Annotated in this window: 15 protein-coding genes; 10 read left to right on the forward strand and 5 right to left on the reverse strand. The window is 71.3% G+C overall.

The annotated features are described in order from the left end of the window. Positions 1-22 precede the first annotated feature (22 nt). A complete protein-coding gene (locus tag ACZ63J_RS35835; protein ID WP_465314149.1) occupies positions 23-523 on the reverse strand; it encodes a MarR family winged helix-turn-helix transcriptional regulator in 501 nt (166 codons plus the stop codon). Between the two features lie 79 nt (positions 524-602). Between ACZ63J_RS35835 and ACZ63J_RS35840 the strand changes: the two genes are divergently transcribed. Next, the gene (locus tag ACZ63J_RS35840; protein WP_465399193.1) at positions 603-908 is read left to right on the forward strand and encodes a thiamine-binding protein; all 306 of its coding nucleotides are present in this window, start codon (positions 603-605) and stop codon (positions 906-908) included. On the opposite strand, the gene ACZ63J_RS35845 is transcribed toward ACZ63J_RS35840, so the two are convergent. Beyond that, positions 905-1,312 (reverse strand): hypothetical protein, encoded by a 408-nt coding sequence (locus ACZ63J_RS35845; RefSeq protein ID WP_465338122.1) that lies wholly within the window; start codon positions 1,310-1,312, stop codon positions 905-907. The genes ACZ63J_RS35840 and ACZ63J_RS35845 overlap by 4 nt on opposite strands. A gap of 91 nt (positions 1,313-1,403) precedes the next feature. On the opposite strand from ACZ63J_RS35845, the gene ACZ63J_RS35850 reads away from it, so the two are divergent. Continuing rightward, the gene (locus ACZ63J_RS35850; protein ID WP_465399135.1) at positions 1,404-2,384 is read left to right on the forward strand and encodes a tetratricopeptide repeat protein; all 981 of its coding nucleotides are present in this window, start codon (positions 1,404-1,406) and stop codon (positions 2,382-2,384) included. Positions 2,385-2,839: 455 nt separating this feature from the next. On the opposite strand, the gene ACZ63J_RS35855 is transcribed toward ACZ63J_RS35850, so the two are convergent. Continuing rightward, positions 2,840-4,276, reverse strand: a complete 1,437-nt coding sequence (locus ACZ63J_RS35855) for a neutral zinc metallopeptidase (RefSeq protein ID WP_465338120.1) — start codon at positions 4,274-4,276, stop codon at positions 2,840-2,842. 129 nt (positions 4,277-4,405) lie between these two features. Here ACZ63J_RS35855 and glgP point away from each other — a divergent pair, with 129 nt between their 5' ends. The 3 genes from glgP (at position 4,406) to ACZ63J_RS35870 (ending at position 8,240) form a co-directional block, all read left to right on the forward strand. After that, positions 4,406-6,934 (forward strand): alpha-glucan family phosphorylase, encoded by a 2,529-nt coding sequence (glgP, locus tag ACZ63J_RS35860; protein ID WP_465338119.1) that lies wholly within the window; start codon positions 4,406-4,408, stop codon positions 6,932-6,934. Between the two features lie 107 nt (positions 6,935-7,041). Further along, positions 7,042-7,119, forward strand: coding sequence for an Imm1 family immunity protein (locus ACZ63J_RS35865; protein ID WP_465399194.1), 78 nt, complete (start codon positions 7,042-7,044; stop codon positions 7,117-7,119). A 134-nt stretch (positions 7,120-7,253) separates the two neighbouring features. Then, complete coding sequence (locus tag ACZ63J_RS35870) at positions 7,254-8,240, forward strand: LLM class F420-dependent oxidoreductase (protein WP_465399136.1); 987 nt, start codon at positions 7,254-7,256, stop codon at positions 8,238-8,240. Here the strand turns inward: ACZ63J_RS35870 and ACZ63J_RS35875 are convergent. Then, a complete protein-coding gene (locus ACZ63J_RS35875) occupies positions 8,237-8,632 on the reverse strand; it encodes a rhodanese-like domain-containing protein (RefSeq protein ID WP_465314141.1) in 396 nt (131 codons plus the stop codon). The genes ACZ63J_RS35870 and ACZ63J_RS35875 overlap by 4 nt on opposite strands. Further along, positions 8,629-9,174, reverse strand: coding sequence for a cysteine dioxygenase (locus tag ACZ63J_RS35880; protein WP_465399137.1), 546 nt, complete (start codon positions 9,172-9,174; stop codon positions 8,629-8,631). Before ACZ63J_RS35880 ends, ACZ63J_RS35875 begins: the two co-directional genes overlap by 4 nt. Positions 9,175-9,509: 335 nt before the next feature. Here ACZ63J_RS35880 and ACZ63J_RS35885 point away from each other — a divergent pair, with 335 nt between their 5' ends. The 5 genes from ACZ63J_RS35885 to ACZ63J_RS35905 all read left to right on the forward strand — a co-directional run bounded on the left by ACZ63J_RS35885 (position 9,510) and on the right by ACZ63J_RS35905 (position 14,143). Beyond that, positions 9,510-10,331, forward strand: coding sequence for an ABC transporter ATP-binding protein (locus ACZ63J_RS35885; protein ID WP_465314139.1), 822 nt, complete (start codon positions 9,510-9,512; stop codon positions 10,329-10,331). 55 nt (positions 10,332-10,386) lie between these two features. Beyond that, positions 10,387-11,166: an enoyl-CoA hydratase/isomerase family protein gene (locus tag ACZ63J_RS35890; protein WP_465399138.1), complete on the forward strand. Its 780-nt coding sequence runs from the start codon at positions 10,387-10,389 to the stop codon at positions 11,164-11,166. 4 nt (positions 11,167-11,170) lie between these two features. After that, positions 11,171-12,136, forward strand: a complete 966-nt coding sequence (locus ACZ63J_RS35895) for a class I SAM-dependent methyltransferase (RefSeq protein ID WP_465314137.1) — start codon at positions 11,171-11,173, stop codon at positions 12,134-12,136. Then, positions 12,137-13,297, forward strand: a complete 1,161-nt coding sequence (locus ACZ63J_RS35900; protein ID WP_465399139.1) for a class I SAM-dependent methyltransferase — start codon at positions 12,137-12,139, stop codon at positions 13,295-13,297. It abuts the gene before it with no gap. Between the two features lie 81 nt (positions 13,298-13,378). Beyond that, the gene (locus tag ACZ63J_RS35905; protein ID WP_465399140.1) at positions 13,379-14,143 is read left to right on the forward strand and encodes an HAD family acid phosphatase; all 765 of its coding nucleotides are present in this window, start codon (positions 13,379-13,381) and stop codon (positions 14,141-14,143) included. Positions 14,144-14,160: the final 17 nt, after the last annotated feature.

Here is a 14,160-nt window from a genome sequence, read left to right on the forward strand (position 1 = left end):
TGCTTCGGCGCGGGCCCTTCTTCTATTCGGTGAAGTCGCCTGTCGCGCGACGCACCTTCGTCAGCAGGTCGGTCAGCTGCTCGGTCTGCCGGTCGGTGAGCCCGGACAGGCCGAAGTCGATCGCGGTGACGGCCTCGGTGGCGGACTCGCGGCGCTTCCGGCCTTCGCTGGTGATCTCGACGAGCGTCGTGCGGCGGTCGGTCGGGTGCGGGACGCGCTTCACGAGCCCGTCGCGCTCCAGCCGGTCGACTATGTTGGTGACACTGGTGGGGTGCAGCTGGAGCCGCTCGCCCATCACCCGCATCGGCAGGCTGTCGCTGCGGGCGAAGGTGAGCAGCACCAGCGCTTCGTACCGGGCGAAGGTCAGGCCGTGCGGCTTGAGCGCGCCGTCCACCGCGGACTGGATGATCTGCTGGACGCGCATCACGCCGGTCACCGCGGCCATGGTGCCGGAGGGCCCGATCCGGTCCTCCCAGAGCTGCGCCGCGCGGGCGATCGGGTCGAACGGCAGCGGACGGTTCATGACACGCGAAGTTACCAGCGGGTACCGGCGGGTGTCGCCCGACCGGCGGAAAAGAACACCGAAGAAGGGACTTCCGAGCATGATCGTCGCGTTCAGCGTGAGCCCGTCCGGCGGGGAGCCCGACGGCGGAGTCAGCGAGGCCGTCGCCCGCGCGGTGAAGGTCGTCCGCGAGTCCGGGCTGCCCAACTCGACCAACGCGATGTTCACGAACATCGAGGGCGAGAGCTGGGACGAGGTGATGGACGTCGTGAAGCGCGCGGTCGAAGCCGCGGGGGAGGGTTCGGCGCGGGTCGGGCTGGTCCTGAAAGCGGACATCCGCCCCGGCTTCTCCGGCCAGCTGGAGGCCAAGGTGGACCGCGTCGAGGCCCACCTGCGCGAGGATTAAGGGAGTGGCGGGGTGAAGGCGACCGTCCAGCGGCCGTCTTCGCTCGTCACGTTCAGCGCGTAGCTGAACGGCCTGCCGTCGCCGAGGGCGCCCTCGATCGTCGCGTGGACGGGGGCCGCCGCGTCCGGGCCGAGGGCGACGCGGACGTCGTGCACCCCGTGGTCGGCCAGCACCGCGACGTAGTCCTTCGCGAAGTCGTCGCCGCCGGAGCCGGGGTAGTCGACGAGGCCGGCGAAGGCGTCCGCGTCGTGGCCGGACAGCGCCGACGCGAGCTTGTCGCGCAGCTCGCCGGGGGAGGCCGCGCCCGGGTCGGGCTCGTGCACGATCAGCAGGGTCACCGCGCCGATCCAGGCGACGGCCGCCGCGATGGACAGGCCCACCTTCACGTCACGCCGGATGTGCACCGGCCGAGCCTGCCCCACCCGACGCCGTCCTGCCAAGCGGACGGGCCGGGCACCCGGTGAAACGTCCCGGCGCGCGTGCCAGGATGGAAGCGTGACACAACCACGCGGATCTGCAGCGAAGTCAGCGGCCCTGTCCGCCGCCCTTTCCGGCGCGGTGGACCTGTCCGCGCTCAAGGCCCGCGCCGAAACGGCGCGCAAGCAGCCGGCCCCGCCCGCCGGCCCGGCCGGCGGGGACGGCCCGCCGCCGCCCGCCCCCGGCTCGTCCGAGGCCGTGATCGACGTCACCGAAGCGACCTTCCAGACCGAGGTCGTGGAGCGGTCCCTGCACCAGCTGGTGATCGTCGACCTGTGGGCCGAGTGGTGCGGCCCGTGCAAGCAGCTGTCGCCGGTGCTGGAGCGGATGGCCGCCGAGTCCGGCGGCGCCTGGGTCGTGGCGAAGGTCGACGTCGACGCCAACCCGCGCATCGCGCAGCTGTTCGGCGCGCAGTCCATCCCGACGATCGTCGCCATCGGCGGCGGCCAGCCGGTCGACGCGTTCTCCGGCGCGCTGCCCGAGCCCGAGATCCGCAAGTGGATCAACGCGCTGCTCGACGCCCTGCGCGACAAGCTCCCGTCGATCCGCGAGGCCGAAGCGGGCGGAGCGGGTCCGGTCGAGGAGCCCGAGGACCCGCGCTTCACCGAGGCGGAAGAGGCGTTCGAGCAGGGCGACTTCGCGGCGGCGCAGGCGGCCTACGAGCGCATCCTGGACGTCGAACCGGCGAACGAGCTGGCGAAGAACGCCCTGGCCCAGGTCAAGTTCACGGCCCGGGCCGAGAACGCCGACCCGGAGGCCCGCACCAAGGCCGACGCGGACCCGACCGACCTGGCGGCCCAGCTCGACGCGGCCGACCTCGACATCGCGTCGAACGACGTCGAGGCGGGCTTCAAGCGCTTGATCGACGCGGTCCGCCGCACAGCGGGCGACGACCGCAACAGGGTTCGCGAGCACCTGGTGGCGCTGTTCGAGCTCTTCGACCCGGCCGACGATCGTGTCATGAAGGCTCGCCGCGATCTGGCGAGCGCCCTCTTCTAGACCGCACGAGAAAGGCCCCCACCCCGAGTCACCGGGTGGGGGCCTTCGTGCGCGCTGGGCAGGAGCGCGAGTGGCCAGTTCGCGCCGGGGGCGGGCCTGGGCGGGCTGCTCGCGTCGGTGTGCGATGGGCGCGAAGGGGCCGTTCGTGCCCGCGAGAGGAGCGCGAGTGGCCCGTTCGCGACAAAATCAGCCGAACCCCACCGTTCCCGACCACAAAAGGGCCCTCACTACGCGGTGGGGGCCTTCGTGCGCGCTGGGCAGGAGTGCGAGTGGCTCGTTCGCGCCGGGGCGGGCCTGGGCGGGCTGTTCGCGTCGGTGTGCGATGGGCGCGAAAGGGCCGTTCGTGCCCGGGAGAGGGGGCGCGAAAGGACCGTTCGCGATGAAACCAGCCGAACCCCACCGTTCCCGGCCACAAAAAAGGCCCCCACCACGCGGTGGGGGCCTTTCTCAAGCCCTCAGGCGTACTGCTTCGAGCAGACCGACGAGCCCTCGAGGTACCCGCGCCGCAGCGACTCGACGCGGTCGAAACCGCTGTCCGGACGCTTCCCGTTCACATCCGCCGACACCAGGCTCTCCGGCTGCAGCAGGTCCGCGATCGCCTCGTCGAGGTCACCCGCGGACAGCCGCAGGTCGCCCGGGCGGTTCGTGAACGCGGCCCACGCGCCCACCAGGCACGCCGTCCGCAGGCCGGCGTTCGGGTTGTCGATCGACGCGCCGACCCCCTTCTGGATCCCCAGCGCATACCTCGACGCGACCTCCGAGAACGCCGCGAAGTCGCCCATGCCGCCCGGGTCCTCGCCCTTCATCTCGGCCTCGCGGTCGATCGGCTGGGCCAGCTGCGCCAGCTTCGCCAGGTCGATGCTCACCGTGTTGTCGGCCGGGCAGTACGACGCCGGCGGGGTGGTCTGGCAGCTGCCGCCGTCGGTGATCTCCGGGGCCGCCACCCCCGCGCCCTTGAACGCCTCGTCGAGGCTCTTCTTCAGCAGCTCGACCGCCTGGTTGGTGAACTTCGCGTCGCCCTTGCCGGTGTCACCCTTGTCGAACGGGCGCTCGGTCAGCCGGGCCTTGACGTTGTCGGTGTTCATCGCCGCGCACTCCTTCGGGCCCTTCTCGAACCCGGCCTGGAACGCGAAGGTGCGGTCGAACGCCGTGCCGTGCGCGCCCTTGTCGGCGGCGCTGGTGCCCGCCTGGTCGCGGATCAGGAACATCGACGCCATCACCTGGTTCAGGCCCTCGGACGTCGACACCCGGTAGTACTTGCTCTTGTCCTCGGCGACCCAGCGGAAGTACCCGCCGGCGAAGCAGTCGGCCTGCTGCTCCTTGACCACGGTCGGGGTGCTCTTCGTGATGCCGGCCTTGTCACCCAGCCGGTACTGCACGGCGTGGCCGAACTCGTGCGCGAGCACGACGACCACCGACATCGGCCCGAACCGCTGGCGCAGCATCGGCAGCAGCACGCCGCGGTCCCACGCCACCGAGTCGTCGACCGGGCAGTAGAACGCGTTCACGAGCTTCTTCACGCTGCCGCAGCCGGTTTCCTCGGTGTCGGTCTGCGCGTCGTAGGACAGCAGCGACTTCACCGGCTCGAACTGCTGCCCGAAGTCGGCCTGCAGGTGCTCGCCCCAGTACGTCTGGACGTCGTCGATCGCGGCGGTGGCGAGCTTGTCGTCCTCGCCGCCGTCGGCGTTGCGGACGTCGAGACGCGGCGTCGGCGCGTCCGGCTTGAGGCCGCTCTCGAAGTGGGTCACCGGGAGCCCGGAGACCGATCCGGCGCCGGTGTCCTTGGCCGGGTCCCCGCTCGCGCCGCCGCTCTTGCCGTTGCACCCGCTCACGGCCACGGCCGCGACGGCCAGCAACGCGACCAGCGCGCGCCGTCCTCCCCCTGGGATCATCTGTTCACTCGCTCTCGTGCCCGCCTACCCGACGGGCAGGACCATACCCAGGGCTTACGGGACGCGTGCGCGTTATCCCCGAACTACTCCCTGCGCACGCGGGGCCGTGGCCCGATATCGTCGCTTCCCATGCGTGCAGTCCGCCGGTTCACCGTCCGCGCCAGTCTCCCGGAGTCGCTGTCCGGCCTGGGCGCGCTGGCCACCAACCTGCGCTGGACGTGGCATCCGCCGACGCGCGACCTCTTCGCGTCGATGGACGCCGAGCTGTTCAACTCCGTGCGCGACCCGCTGCGCATGCTCACCGCGCTCCCGCCGGACCGCCTCGACGAGCTCGCCGTGGACGACGGCTTCCTCGAGCGCGCCCGGGCCGCCGCCGCGGACCTGGAGAACTACCTGTCCGAGCCGCGCTGGTACCAGCAGCGCGACGACCCGGACCTGCCGCCCGCGGTCGCCTACTTCTCGATGGAGTTCGGCGTCACCGAAGCCCTGCCGAACTACTCCGGCGGCCTCGGCGTGCTCGCCGGCGACCACCTCAAGGCCGCGTCCGACCTGGGCGTGCCGATGGTCGGCGTCGGGCTGCTCTACCGCAACGGCTACTTCCGGCAGTCGCTGTCGCTCGACGGCTGGCAGGTCGAGCACTACCCGGTCATCGACCCGAACGCGTTCCCGCTCGAGCTGCTGACTGCCGGCGGGCGCCCGGTGCTGATCGGCGTCGCGATGCCGGGCGGACGCGAACTGTGCGCGCAGATCTGGCAGGCCCGCGTCGGGCGCGTCCCGCTGCTGCTGCTCGACACCGACACCGAGGCCAACGACGACGACCTGCGCGGCGTCACCGACCGGCTCTACGGCGGCGACGCCGACCACCGGCTGCGGCAGGAGATCCTGGCCGGCATCGGCGGCTTCCGCGCCGTCCGCAAGTACTGCGAGCTGACCGGCCACCCGCAGCCCAAGGTGTTCCACACGAACGAGGGGCACGCGGGGTTCCTCGGCCTCGAGCGCGCCCGCGAGATCGTGCAGGCCGACGGCCTCGCGTTCGACGAGGCCATGCCCGCCGTCCGCGCCGGGACGCTGTTCACGACGCACACCCCGGTCAGCGCGGGCATCGACCGGTTCCCGGTGGACCTGGTGCAGCGCTACTTCTCCGACGGGCGCCTGGTGCCCGACATCGACCCGCGCCGCGTGCTCGCGCTCGGCGCGGAGGACAACCCCGGGCTGTTCAACATGGCGCACATGGGCCTGCGGCTGGCGCAGCGCGCGAACGGCGTCTCGCAGCTGCACGGGCGTGTCACGCGCAAGATGTTCTCCCGGCTGTGGCCCGGGTTCGACCACGACGAGGTGCCGATCTCGTCGGTGACGAACGGCGTCCACGGCCCGACCTGGGTGGCGCGCGAGCTCAGCACGCTGCTCGGGCGCGAGTGGGGCCTCGACGTCGGCGAGGGCCCGCTGCGCGCCGGCGTGTCCGACGCCCAGCTGTGGGAGCTGCGGCGCGAGCTGCGCGAGAAGCTCGTGTTCGAGGTCCGGCGCCGGGTGCGCGCGGCGTGGCTGCAGCGTGGCGCGTCCCCGCTGGAGCTGGGCTGGGTGGACTCCGTGTTCGACCCGGACGTGCTGACCGTCGGCTTCGCCCGACGCGTCCCGACGTACAAGCGGCTGACGCTGATGCTGCGCGACCCCGAGCGGCTGCGCACGCTGCTGCTGCACGAGGACCGGCCGATCCAGGTCGTCGTCGCCGGTAAGTCGCACCCGGCCGACGAGAACGGCAAGCAGCTGATCCAGCAGATCGTCCGGTTCGTCGACGGCGCCGACGTGCGGCACCGGATCGTCTTCCTGCCGGACTACGACATGTCGATGGCCCGGTACCTGTACCGCGGGTGTGACGTCTGGCTGAACAACCCGGTGCGGCCGCTGGAGGCGTGCGGGACGTCGGGCATGAAGTCGGCCCTGAACGGCGGCCTCAATCTGTCCATCCGCGACGGCTGGTGGGACGAGTGTTACGACGGCAGCAACGGCTGGGCGATCCCGACCGCGGACGGCGTCGCCGACCCGCTGCGCCGCGACGACCTCGAGGCCGCGGCGTTGTACGAGCTGCTCGGCCAGCAGATCGCGCCGCTGTTCTACGACCGTTCGGACGGCGGTGTGCCGACCGGCTGGCTGTCGATGGTGTGGCACACGCTGGAGACGCTCGGCCCGCGGGTGCAGGCGTCCCGGATGGTCCGCGAATACGTCGACAACGGGTACCTCCCGGCGTCCCGGATGGTCGCGGCGGCCACGGGTGACGGCTACCGCGGCGCGCTGTCGCTGGCGGACTACCGCACCAAGCTCGAGGTTTCGTGGCCGCGGCTGCGGATCTTCGACTCGGAGCTGCTGGTGGAGGCGACCGAGCCGCTGGTGGTCGGCACGGAGGTGACGATCCGGGCCCGCATCGACCTGGCCGGCCTTGATCCGTCCGAAGTGGACATCCAGGCGGTGGTCGGCCGCGTCGGCGACGACGACGAGCTACGCGACGCGGTCACGGTCCCGATGACCGACGACGGCATCGGCGCCTTCGCGGCCCGCCTGAAGCTGCCGAGGCCGGGCTCGATCGGATACACGGTGCGGGTGCTGCCGAAGCACGGTCTGCTCGCCGCGCCGGCCGAGCTGGCGCGCGTCGTGCTGGCCTGACCTGGAGCGGAGGGGAACGCCGCGCTTCTGCGCCTCGCCCGTAGCTGTGTGCGTTCCCGCTGCCGGAATGAGGTGAGGTCATCTACGCCGAACTCCTCGAGGCCGACGTGCGTAAGGCTGCCCGCGAGTTCGTGGAGTCCGGCGGGATGCGTCCGGACTCCGTCAACTGGGAGCCGGAAGGCTGACGAGGGCGGATCGACGGTGCACTCTCTTTCCTGGCCTGAGGGGCAAGCCGCGCCGGCCTGACCTGGAGTTACTCCAGCCCAGCGCGGCCGGAAATCACAGCGCGCGCGGCCGCGGGCGGCGTTAAGTTGGCCGCATGCGCTTCGGAATTTTCGTTCCGCAGGGGTGGCGGCTGGACCTGGCCGGCATCGATCCCGCGGACCACTGGAAGACCATGCTCGGCCTGGCGAAGCACGCCGAGGCCGGGCCCTTCGAATCGATCTGGGTCTACGACCACTTCCACACCGTGCCCGTCCCGACCGAGGAGGCGACGCACGAGGCGTGGTCGCTGATCTCGGCGTTCGCCGCCGCGACCGACACCGTGCGGCTCGGCCAGATGTGCACCTGCATGGGCTACCGCAACCCGGCCTACCTGGCGAAGGTGGCCGCGACCGCCGACACCATCTCCGGCGGCCGCGTCGAGATGGGCATCGGCGCGGGCTGGTACGAGCACGAGTGGCGGGCCTACGGCTACGGCTTCCCCGGCGCCGGCGAGCGGCTCGGCCAGCTCGACGAAGGCGTGCAGATCATGCGCGACCTCTGGACGACCGGAAAGTCCACACTGGACGGAAAGCACTATCAGACGGACGGCGCCATCCTGCGTCCGTTGCCGCCGCAGGACGGCGGCATCCCGCTGTGGATCGCCGGTGGCGGCGAGAAGAAGACGCTCAAGATCGCCGCGAAGTACGCGAAGTACACGAACTTCGCCGCCGACCCGGAGACCTTCACCCGCAAGTCGGAGATCCTCGCGCAGCACTGCAAGGACGTCGGCACCGACTTCGACGCCATCGTCCGCTCGGCCAACCACAACATCGTCATCGGGGCGACCGAGAAGGACGTCCAGGACAAGCTGGCGTGGCTGCGGTCCCACCTGGCCAAGTACATCGAGGCCGACGCCGTCGAGCGCTGGGCCGGCAACTTCGAGAACAGCCCGACCACCGGCACGCCCGAGCAGATCACCGAGAAGCTCGCCGCGATGGGCGAGCTCGGCATGTCCTACGCGATCTTCAACTTCCCGGAAGCCGCGTACGACCGCTCCGGCATCGACCTGTTCACCGAGCAGGTCGCCCCGGCGCTCGCCTAGGGCACCGCGGGGCTTCCGCCGGTCTGCACGGGCAGGCCGGCGGAGGCCCAGGCGCGGAAGCCGCCTTCGAGGTCGGTCGCGTTGCGCAGGCCCAGCCGTTGCAGGTCGGCCGCGGCCAGGCTCGACGAGTACCCCTCGTTGCAGAGCACGACCACGGTCGCGTCCGGGGTCACCGAGGGCAGCCGCCATTCGCTGTCCGGCGCCAGCCGCCACTCCAGGTGGATCCGCTCGACGACCACCGCGCCGGGGATCTCGCCCTCGGCCTGGCGGTTCGCGAAGGGCCGGATGTCGACGAGCAACGCGCCCGCCTCCTGCAGCTCGTGGGCCCGCGAAGGCGACACCCGCTCCAGACCGGACCGGGCCTTCTCGAGGAAGGTGTCGATGGCGCTCATCGCTGGACGATAGCGGGCAACGGCGGGATTTCGGCCGGGACGTCGGCGAGGCTCTCGTAGTTGCGCGTCGCCACCAGCGGCGGCGAGTACGCGTGGATGCTGGCCGCGGGCCGGTCGCCGAGGCCGGTCACCTGGTGCGCGCGGCCGGCGCCGAAGCCGATGCCCTGGCCGGGGACGTGCGTGCGGCGCCGGACCGGGCCGCCGGGGTAGCGGTACTCCTCGCCGAGCTCGCCCTGCAGCACGGTGAACGAGCCGGACGCGCCACCGTGGTCGTGCGGCTTGGTGTGCTGGCCGGGCAGCCACGACAGCAGCCACAGCTCGACGCCGTCGGTCAGGGCCAGCCGGGCCCACCAGCGGCGGTCCTCGTCGAACCGCAGGATGCTCCGCAGGTTCGCGGTCAGCTCGGTGGTCACGGTGGCGGTCAGGTCAGCCAGCTCACGCGGTGTCCACAACAGCCGCGACGGGTGCAGCAGGTCGGGCAGCAGCGGGTCGGTCAGCTGCGGGTGGATCTCGACGGGGGGCCGGACGAGGGACGTGGTCAACGCGGGTGCTCCTCGGACGCGAAGTGATCGGGACGGCGGGGGCAGCACGGCCCGGCCGTCCGCGGCGCCGGCGAGGGCACGCGGGATCAGCCGAGCGGTGCCCGGGTACACCCGGCGGACGCGACCAGGAGCAGGTCGATCGCACGGCGGCGCCAGAACGACCCCCGGGTGACCGGGGTGGCGGGCGCGTCGGCTGTCATGCTCATGATCCTGCCACAGCACGCGCGCGGCCGACACTTCCCGACTGCGCTGTTCCACCTCGTGGAACCCGCTCCGACCTGCCGGTTCGCCGTCTCACCCGGGCGGGTGCGCACGCGCGCGCGACGGCAGACAGAATGGGGTTCGTGAGCGAGCCGATCCAGCCCAGCGAACTTGACGATCTCGTGGTCCGGATGGCCGGTGTCGGCGTCCGCCGGGGGACCAACGACCTCCTCGCCGGCCTCGACTGGAGCGTGGAGCTCGACGAGCGCTGGGTGGTGCTCGGGCCGAACGGCGCGGGCAAGACCACCCTCCTGCGCCTCGCCGCGGCCGAGCTGCACCCGACCACCGGCGAGGTCGACCTGCTCGGCGAGCGGATCGGCCGGGTCAACATCTTCGACCTGCGCCCGCGCATCGGCTTCACCTCGGCGGCCATCGCCCAGCGCGTGCCGGGTGACGAGCTCGTCAAGGACGTCGTGGTCAGCGCCGGTTACGCGGTGCTCGGGCGCTGGCGTGAGGAATACGACACCCTCGACACCGCCCGCGCGAGCGAGCTGCTCGACGCGATGGGCATCGGGAACCTCGCCGAGCGCACCTTCGGCACGCTGTCCGAGGGCGAGCGCAAGCGGGCGCTGATCGCCCGCTCGCTGATGACCGACCCGGAGATGCTGCTGCTCGACGAACCGGCCGCCGGGCTCGACCTGGGCGGCCGTGAGGACCTCGTCGCGCGGCTCTCCGCGCTGGCCCTCGACCCGGACGCGCCCGCGCTCGTGCTGGTCACCCACCACGTCGAGGAGATCCCGCCGGGGTTCACCCACGCGCTGCTTCTCCGCGACGGCCACGCGGTGGTGTCCGGGCTCGTGGACGACGTCATCACCAGCGAAAACCTCTCGAAGACGTTCGACCAGGACCTCGTCCTGGAGCGTTCCGGCGATCGCTTCTTCGCCCGCCGTCGCTAAGCTGTCGCTTACCGACCGGTAGCCTGCTGGCAGTCCGTCAACGAGGAGGAGTGACGTGGGAGAGTTCGTAACCCTCGAGGTCAAGGACGGGGTCGGCACGATCCGGCTCGACCGCCCGCCGGTCAACGCCCTGAACGCCCAGGTCACCGCCGAGCTCGCCGAGCTGGCGAAGGAGGCCACCGAGCGTGACGACGTCCGCGCGGTGATCCTCTACGGCGGCGAGAAGACCTTCGCGGGCGGCGCGGACATCAAGGAGATGGCCAGCCGCAGCTATCCCGAGATCGCCAAGTTCGGCGCGAACCTCACCGGCACGCTGGCCGCCATCGCGAACATCCCGAAGCCGGTCGTCGCGGCCATCACCGGGTACGCCCTCGGCGGCGGCCTCGAGCTGGCGCTGACCGCGGACCGCCGGGTCGCCGGTGACAACGTCAAGGTCGGCCAGCCCGAGATCCAGCTCGGTGTCATCCCCGGCGCGGGCGGCACCCAGCGCCTGGCGCGGCTGATCGGGCCGAGCAAGACCAAGGACATCGTCTACACCGGACGGTTCGTCAAGGCCGAAGAGGCGCTGGCGCTGGGGATCGTGGACGAGGTCGTCGCTCCCGACGACGTCTACGCGGCCGCGCACAAGTGGGCCGCCCAGTTCGCGAACGGCCCCGCCGTCGCGCTGCGCGCGGCCAAGGCGGCCATCGACGGCGGCCTCGACACCGACCTCGCGAACGGGCTCAAGCTCGAGTCGCACCTGTTCGCCGCGCTCTGGGCGACCGAAGACCAGCGGAACGGCATGAAGTCGTTCATCGAAAACGGGCCCGGCAAGGCCACTTTCGAAGGGAAATGACGCCTTGACCGACGTGAACGACCCGGCCCCGAACCCGCACGCCACCGCCGAAGAGGTCCAGGCGGCCTACGCCGACCCGAAGCTGGCGAACGTGCTGTACCACGACTGGGAAGCCGGCACCTACGACGAGAAGTGGTCGATCTCGTACGACGAGCGCTGCATCTCCTACGCCACCGACGTGTTCAACGCCGTCGCGGGTGACGACGGGCAGCCGTACCAGCACGCGATGGAGCTGGGCAGCGGCACCGGGTTCTTCCTGCTGAACCTGATGCAGGGCGGCGTCGCCAAGAAGGGCTCGGTCACCGACCTCTCGCCGGGCATGGTCCAGGTCGCGCTGCGCAACGCCGAGAAGCTCGGCCTCGACGTCGACGGCCGGGTCGCCGACGCCGAGCGCATCCCGTACGAGGACAACACGTTCGACCTCGTGGTCGGGCACGCGGTGCTGCACCACATCCCGGACGTCCAGGCGGCGTTCCGCGAAGTGCTGCGCGTGCTCAAGCCGGGCGGCCGGTTCGTCTTCGCCGGCGAGCCGACCAAGATCGGCGACTTCTACGCCCGCAAGCTCGGCCAGTTCACCTGGTTCCTCACGACCCGCGTGACGAAGCTGCCTGCGTTGAGCGGCTGGCGTCGTCCGCAGTCCGAATTGGACGAGTCTTCGCGCGCGGCCGCGCTGGAAGCGGTCGTCGACATCCACACGTTCGACCCGTCGGAGCTGGAGTCGTGGGCCCGCGGGGCCGGCGCCCAGGACGTCCACGCGGTCACCGAGGAGTTCGCCGCGGCGCTCGCGGGCTGGCCGATCCGGACGTTCGAAGCGGCGGTGCCGCAGGAGAAGCTGACCGTCCGCTGGCGGCTGTTCGCCTACAAGCTGTGGCTGCGGCTGTCCGCTGTGGACAAGAAGCTGCTGGCGAAGATCCTGCCGCGCGAGCTGTTCTACAACGTGATGATCACCGGGACCAAGCGGCCGTCCTGAGTGGGCTATTCCTTCAGCCTCGGCGACGTCGCCCACCTGCGTTCCGGCGCGGGTGTGGCGGCGCTCGCCGAGGTTTCGTCGTTGCCGCTGACCGACCGCATCGCGTCCGTCGCCGCCGTGCGCCGGATCGCCGGCGAGGAGTTCGCGGCCGCCGTCCTGGAAACCGTGCTGCTGCGGCGTAAGGCCGTGTCCAAAGTGGATGCCGAGGGTTGGCTGTTCACCTCGGACGCGCTCCAGCAGGCGAGCGCGACGCCGGTCGCGCGGCACCGGGCGTCGCGGCTGGCGGGGCTCGACGTCCACGACGTCACGTGTTCGGTCGGCGCGGACCTCGTCGAGATCGCGCGGGTGGCGCGGCGCGCGCTCGGGTCCGATCTGGACCCGGTCCGGCTGGAGATGGCGCGGCACAACGGGATCGCCGCCGGTGTCGCATTCGGACTCGCGAGGGCTGACGCGCTGCGCTCGGTCAGCCGTGATGGTGTTGTCGTCGCCGACCCCGCTCGCCGCGACTCCGCGGGACGCCGGGCGTGGAAACCCGCGGACTTCGCCCCGCCGCTGGACGGGCTGGTCGAGGCCTACCCAGGTCGTCCGCTGTCGGTGAAGTGCGCGCCAGGTCTGGACTTCGCACTCACGCCGTGGGCCGACGAAGTCGAACTGGTGTCCCTCGACGGCCAGGTCCGCGAGTCCTGCCTCTGGCGCGGCCTTGGCACCGGTGTCACCCGGCGGGCGACGGTTCTCCGCTCGGACGGGACACAGTGGACAGTCACCGACGCCGAGCCGGACGACCTGCCCAACCGGGAGCCGGGGGAGTGGATCGTCGACCCGGACGGCGCCGTCGTCCGCGCCGGGCTGGTCCGCCATTACGCGGCGCGGCACGGGTTGTGGCAGCTGGACGAGCGCATCGCGTACCTGACCGGGGACACCCCGCCGCCGGGCGTGCGCGCGTTCCGCGTCCTCGAACACGGTCCGTACAGCGAAAAGTCCTTGAAGGCCGTCCTCAAGCGACACGACGTCGGGCGGCTGGAGATCCTCGTGCGCGGCCTCGACGTCGACCCGGATGCGTTGCGCCGCAGACTGAAGCCACGCGGCGAAACGGAAGCTTCGGTGGTTCTGACGCGGATCGGCCGCGCGCCGGTGGTGTTCCTCTGCCGCGCCGAAAGGTGAACGGAAACTTTCGAGGGGTGGAACTCCGGGTGAACGTGACGTAGGTTCCCCGAGTCGTCAAGTCTGCACTGGAGGGTCACCGTGTCCGGAAAATGGTCAGGTCTCGTCAAGCTCGCCGCCGCCGCGGCCATCGGCGCCACGGTCGCCTCGGGCGCCACCGCGCTGGCCGGCTCGGACGACGCGACGGCCGCGCGCTCGAAGGAGCCGGCCAACATCGGCCAGGTCAAGAACGACGTCAAGGCCTACTACGGCGACTACCTCGACGCCGCCGGCAAGCACCACTACTCCGACACGAGCCGGTTCGTGAAGGACACCAACCGCGTGGTCACGGACGCGAAGCGCTTTCTGCAGCAGCAGCTCGGCCGGGTGAAGAACCCCGCGATCGTGCTGGACGTCGACGACACCGCCGAGGTCACCTACGGCTGGGAGGCCGACAACGACTTCGGCTTCGACCCGGTCAAGCAGCAGCAGGCCATCGACAACGGCACGTTCACCGCGAACAAGCCGGTGCTGGAGCTGGCCAACTGGGCCGTGCAGCACGGCGTCAAGCTGTACTTCCTGACCGGCCGCAACGAGCTGCAGGGCCCGCAGTCGCTGAAGAACCTGGCCAACGAGGGGTACCCGGCCCCGGCCGGGGCGTTCTTCAAGCCGAAGGTGACCGCGCCGGACTACCTGCCGTGCGGGCTGACCTGCACCACGGTCCAGTACAAGTCGGGCACGCGGGCGCACATCGAGGCGACCGGCGCGCACATCGTGCTCAACGTCGGTGACCAGTTCAGCGACCTCGAAGGCGGCTACGCCCTGCGGCCGGCCAAACTGCCGAACCCGATGTACTACCTGCCCTGATCCGCTGGAATAACCGC

This window comes from Amycolatopsis sp. NPDC104863 (genome assembly GCF_055582965.1).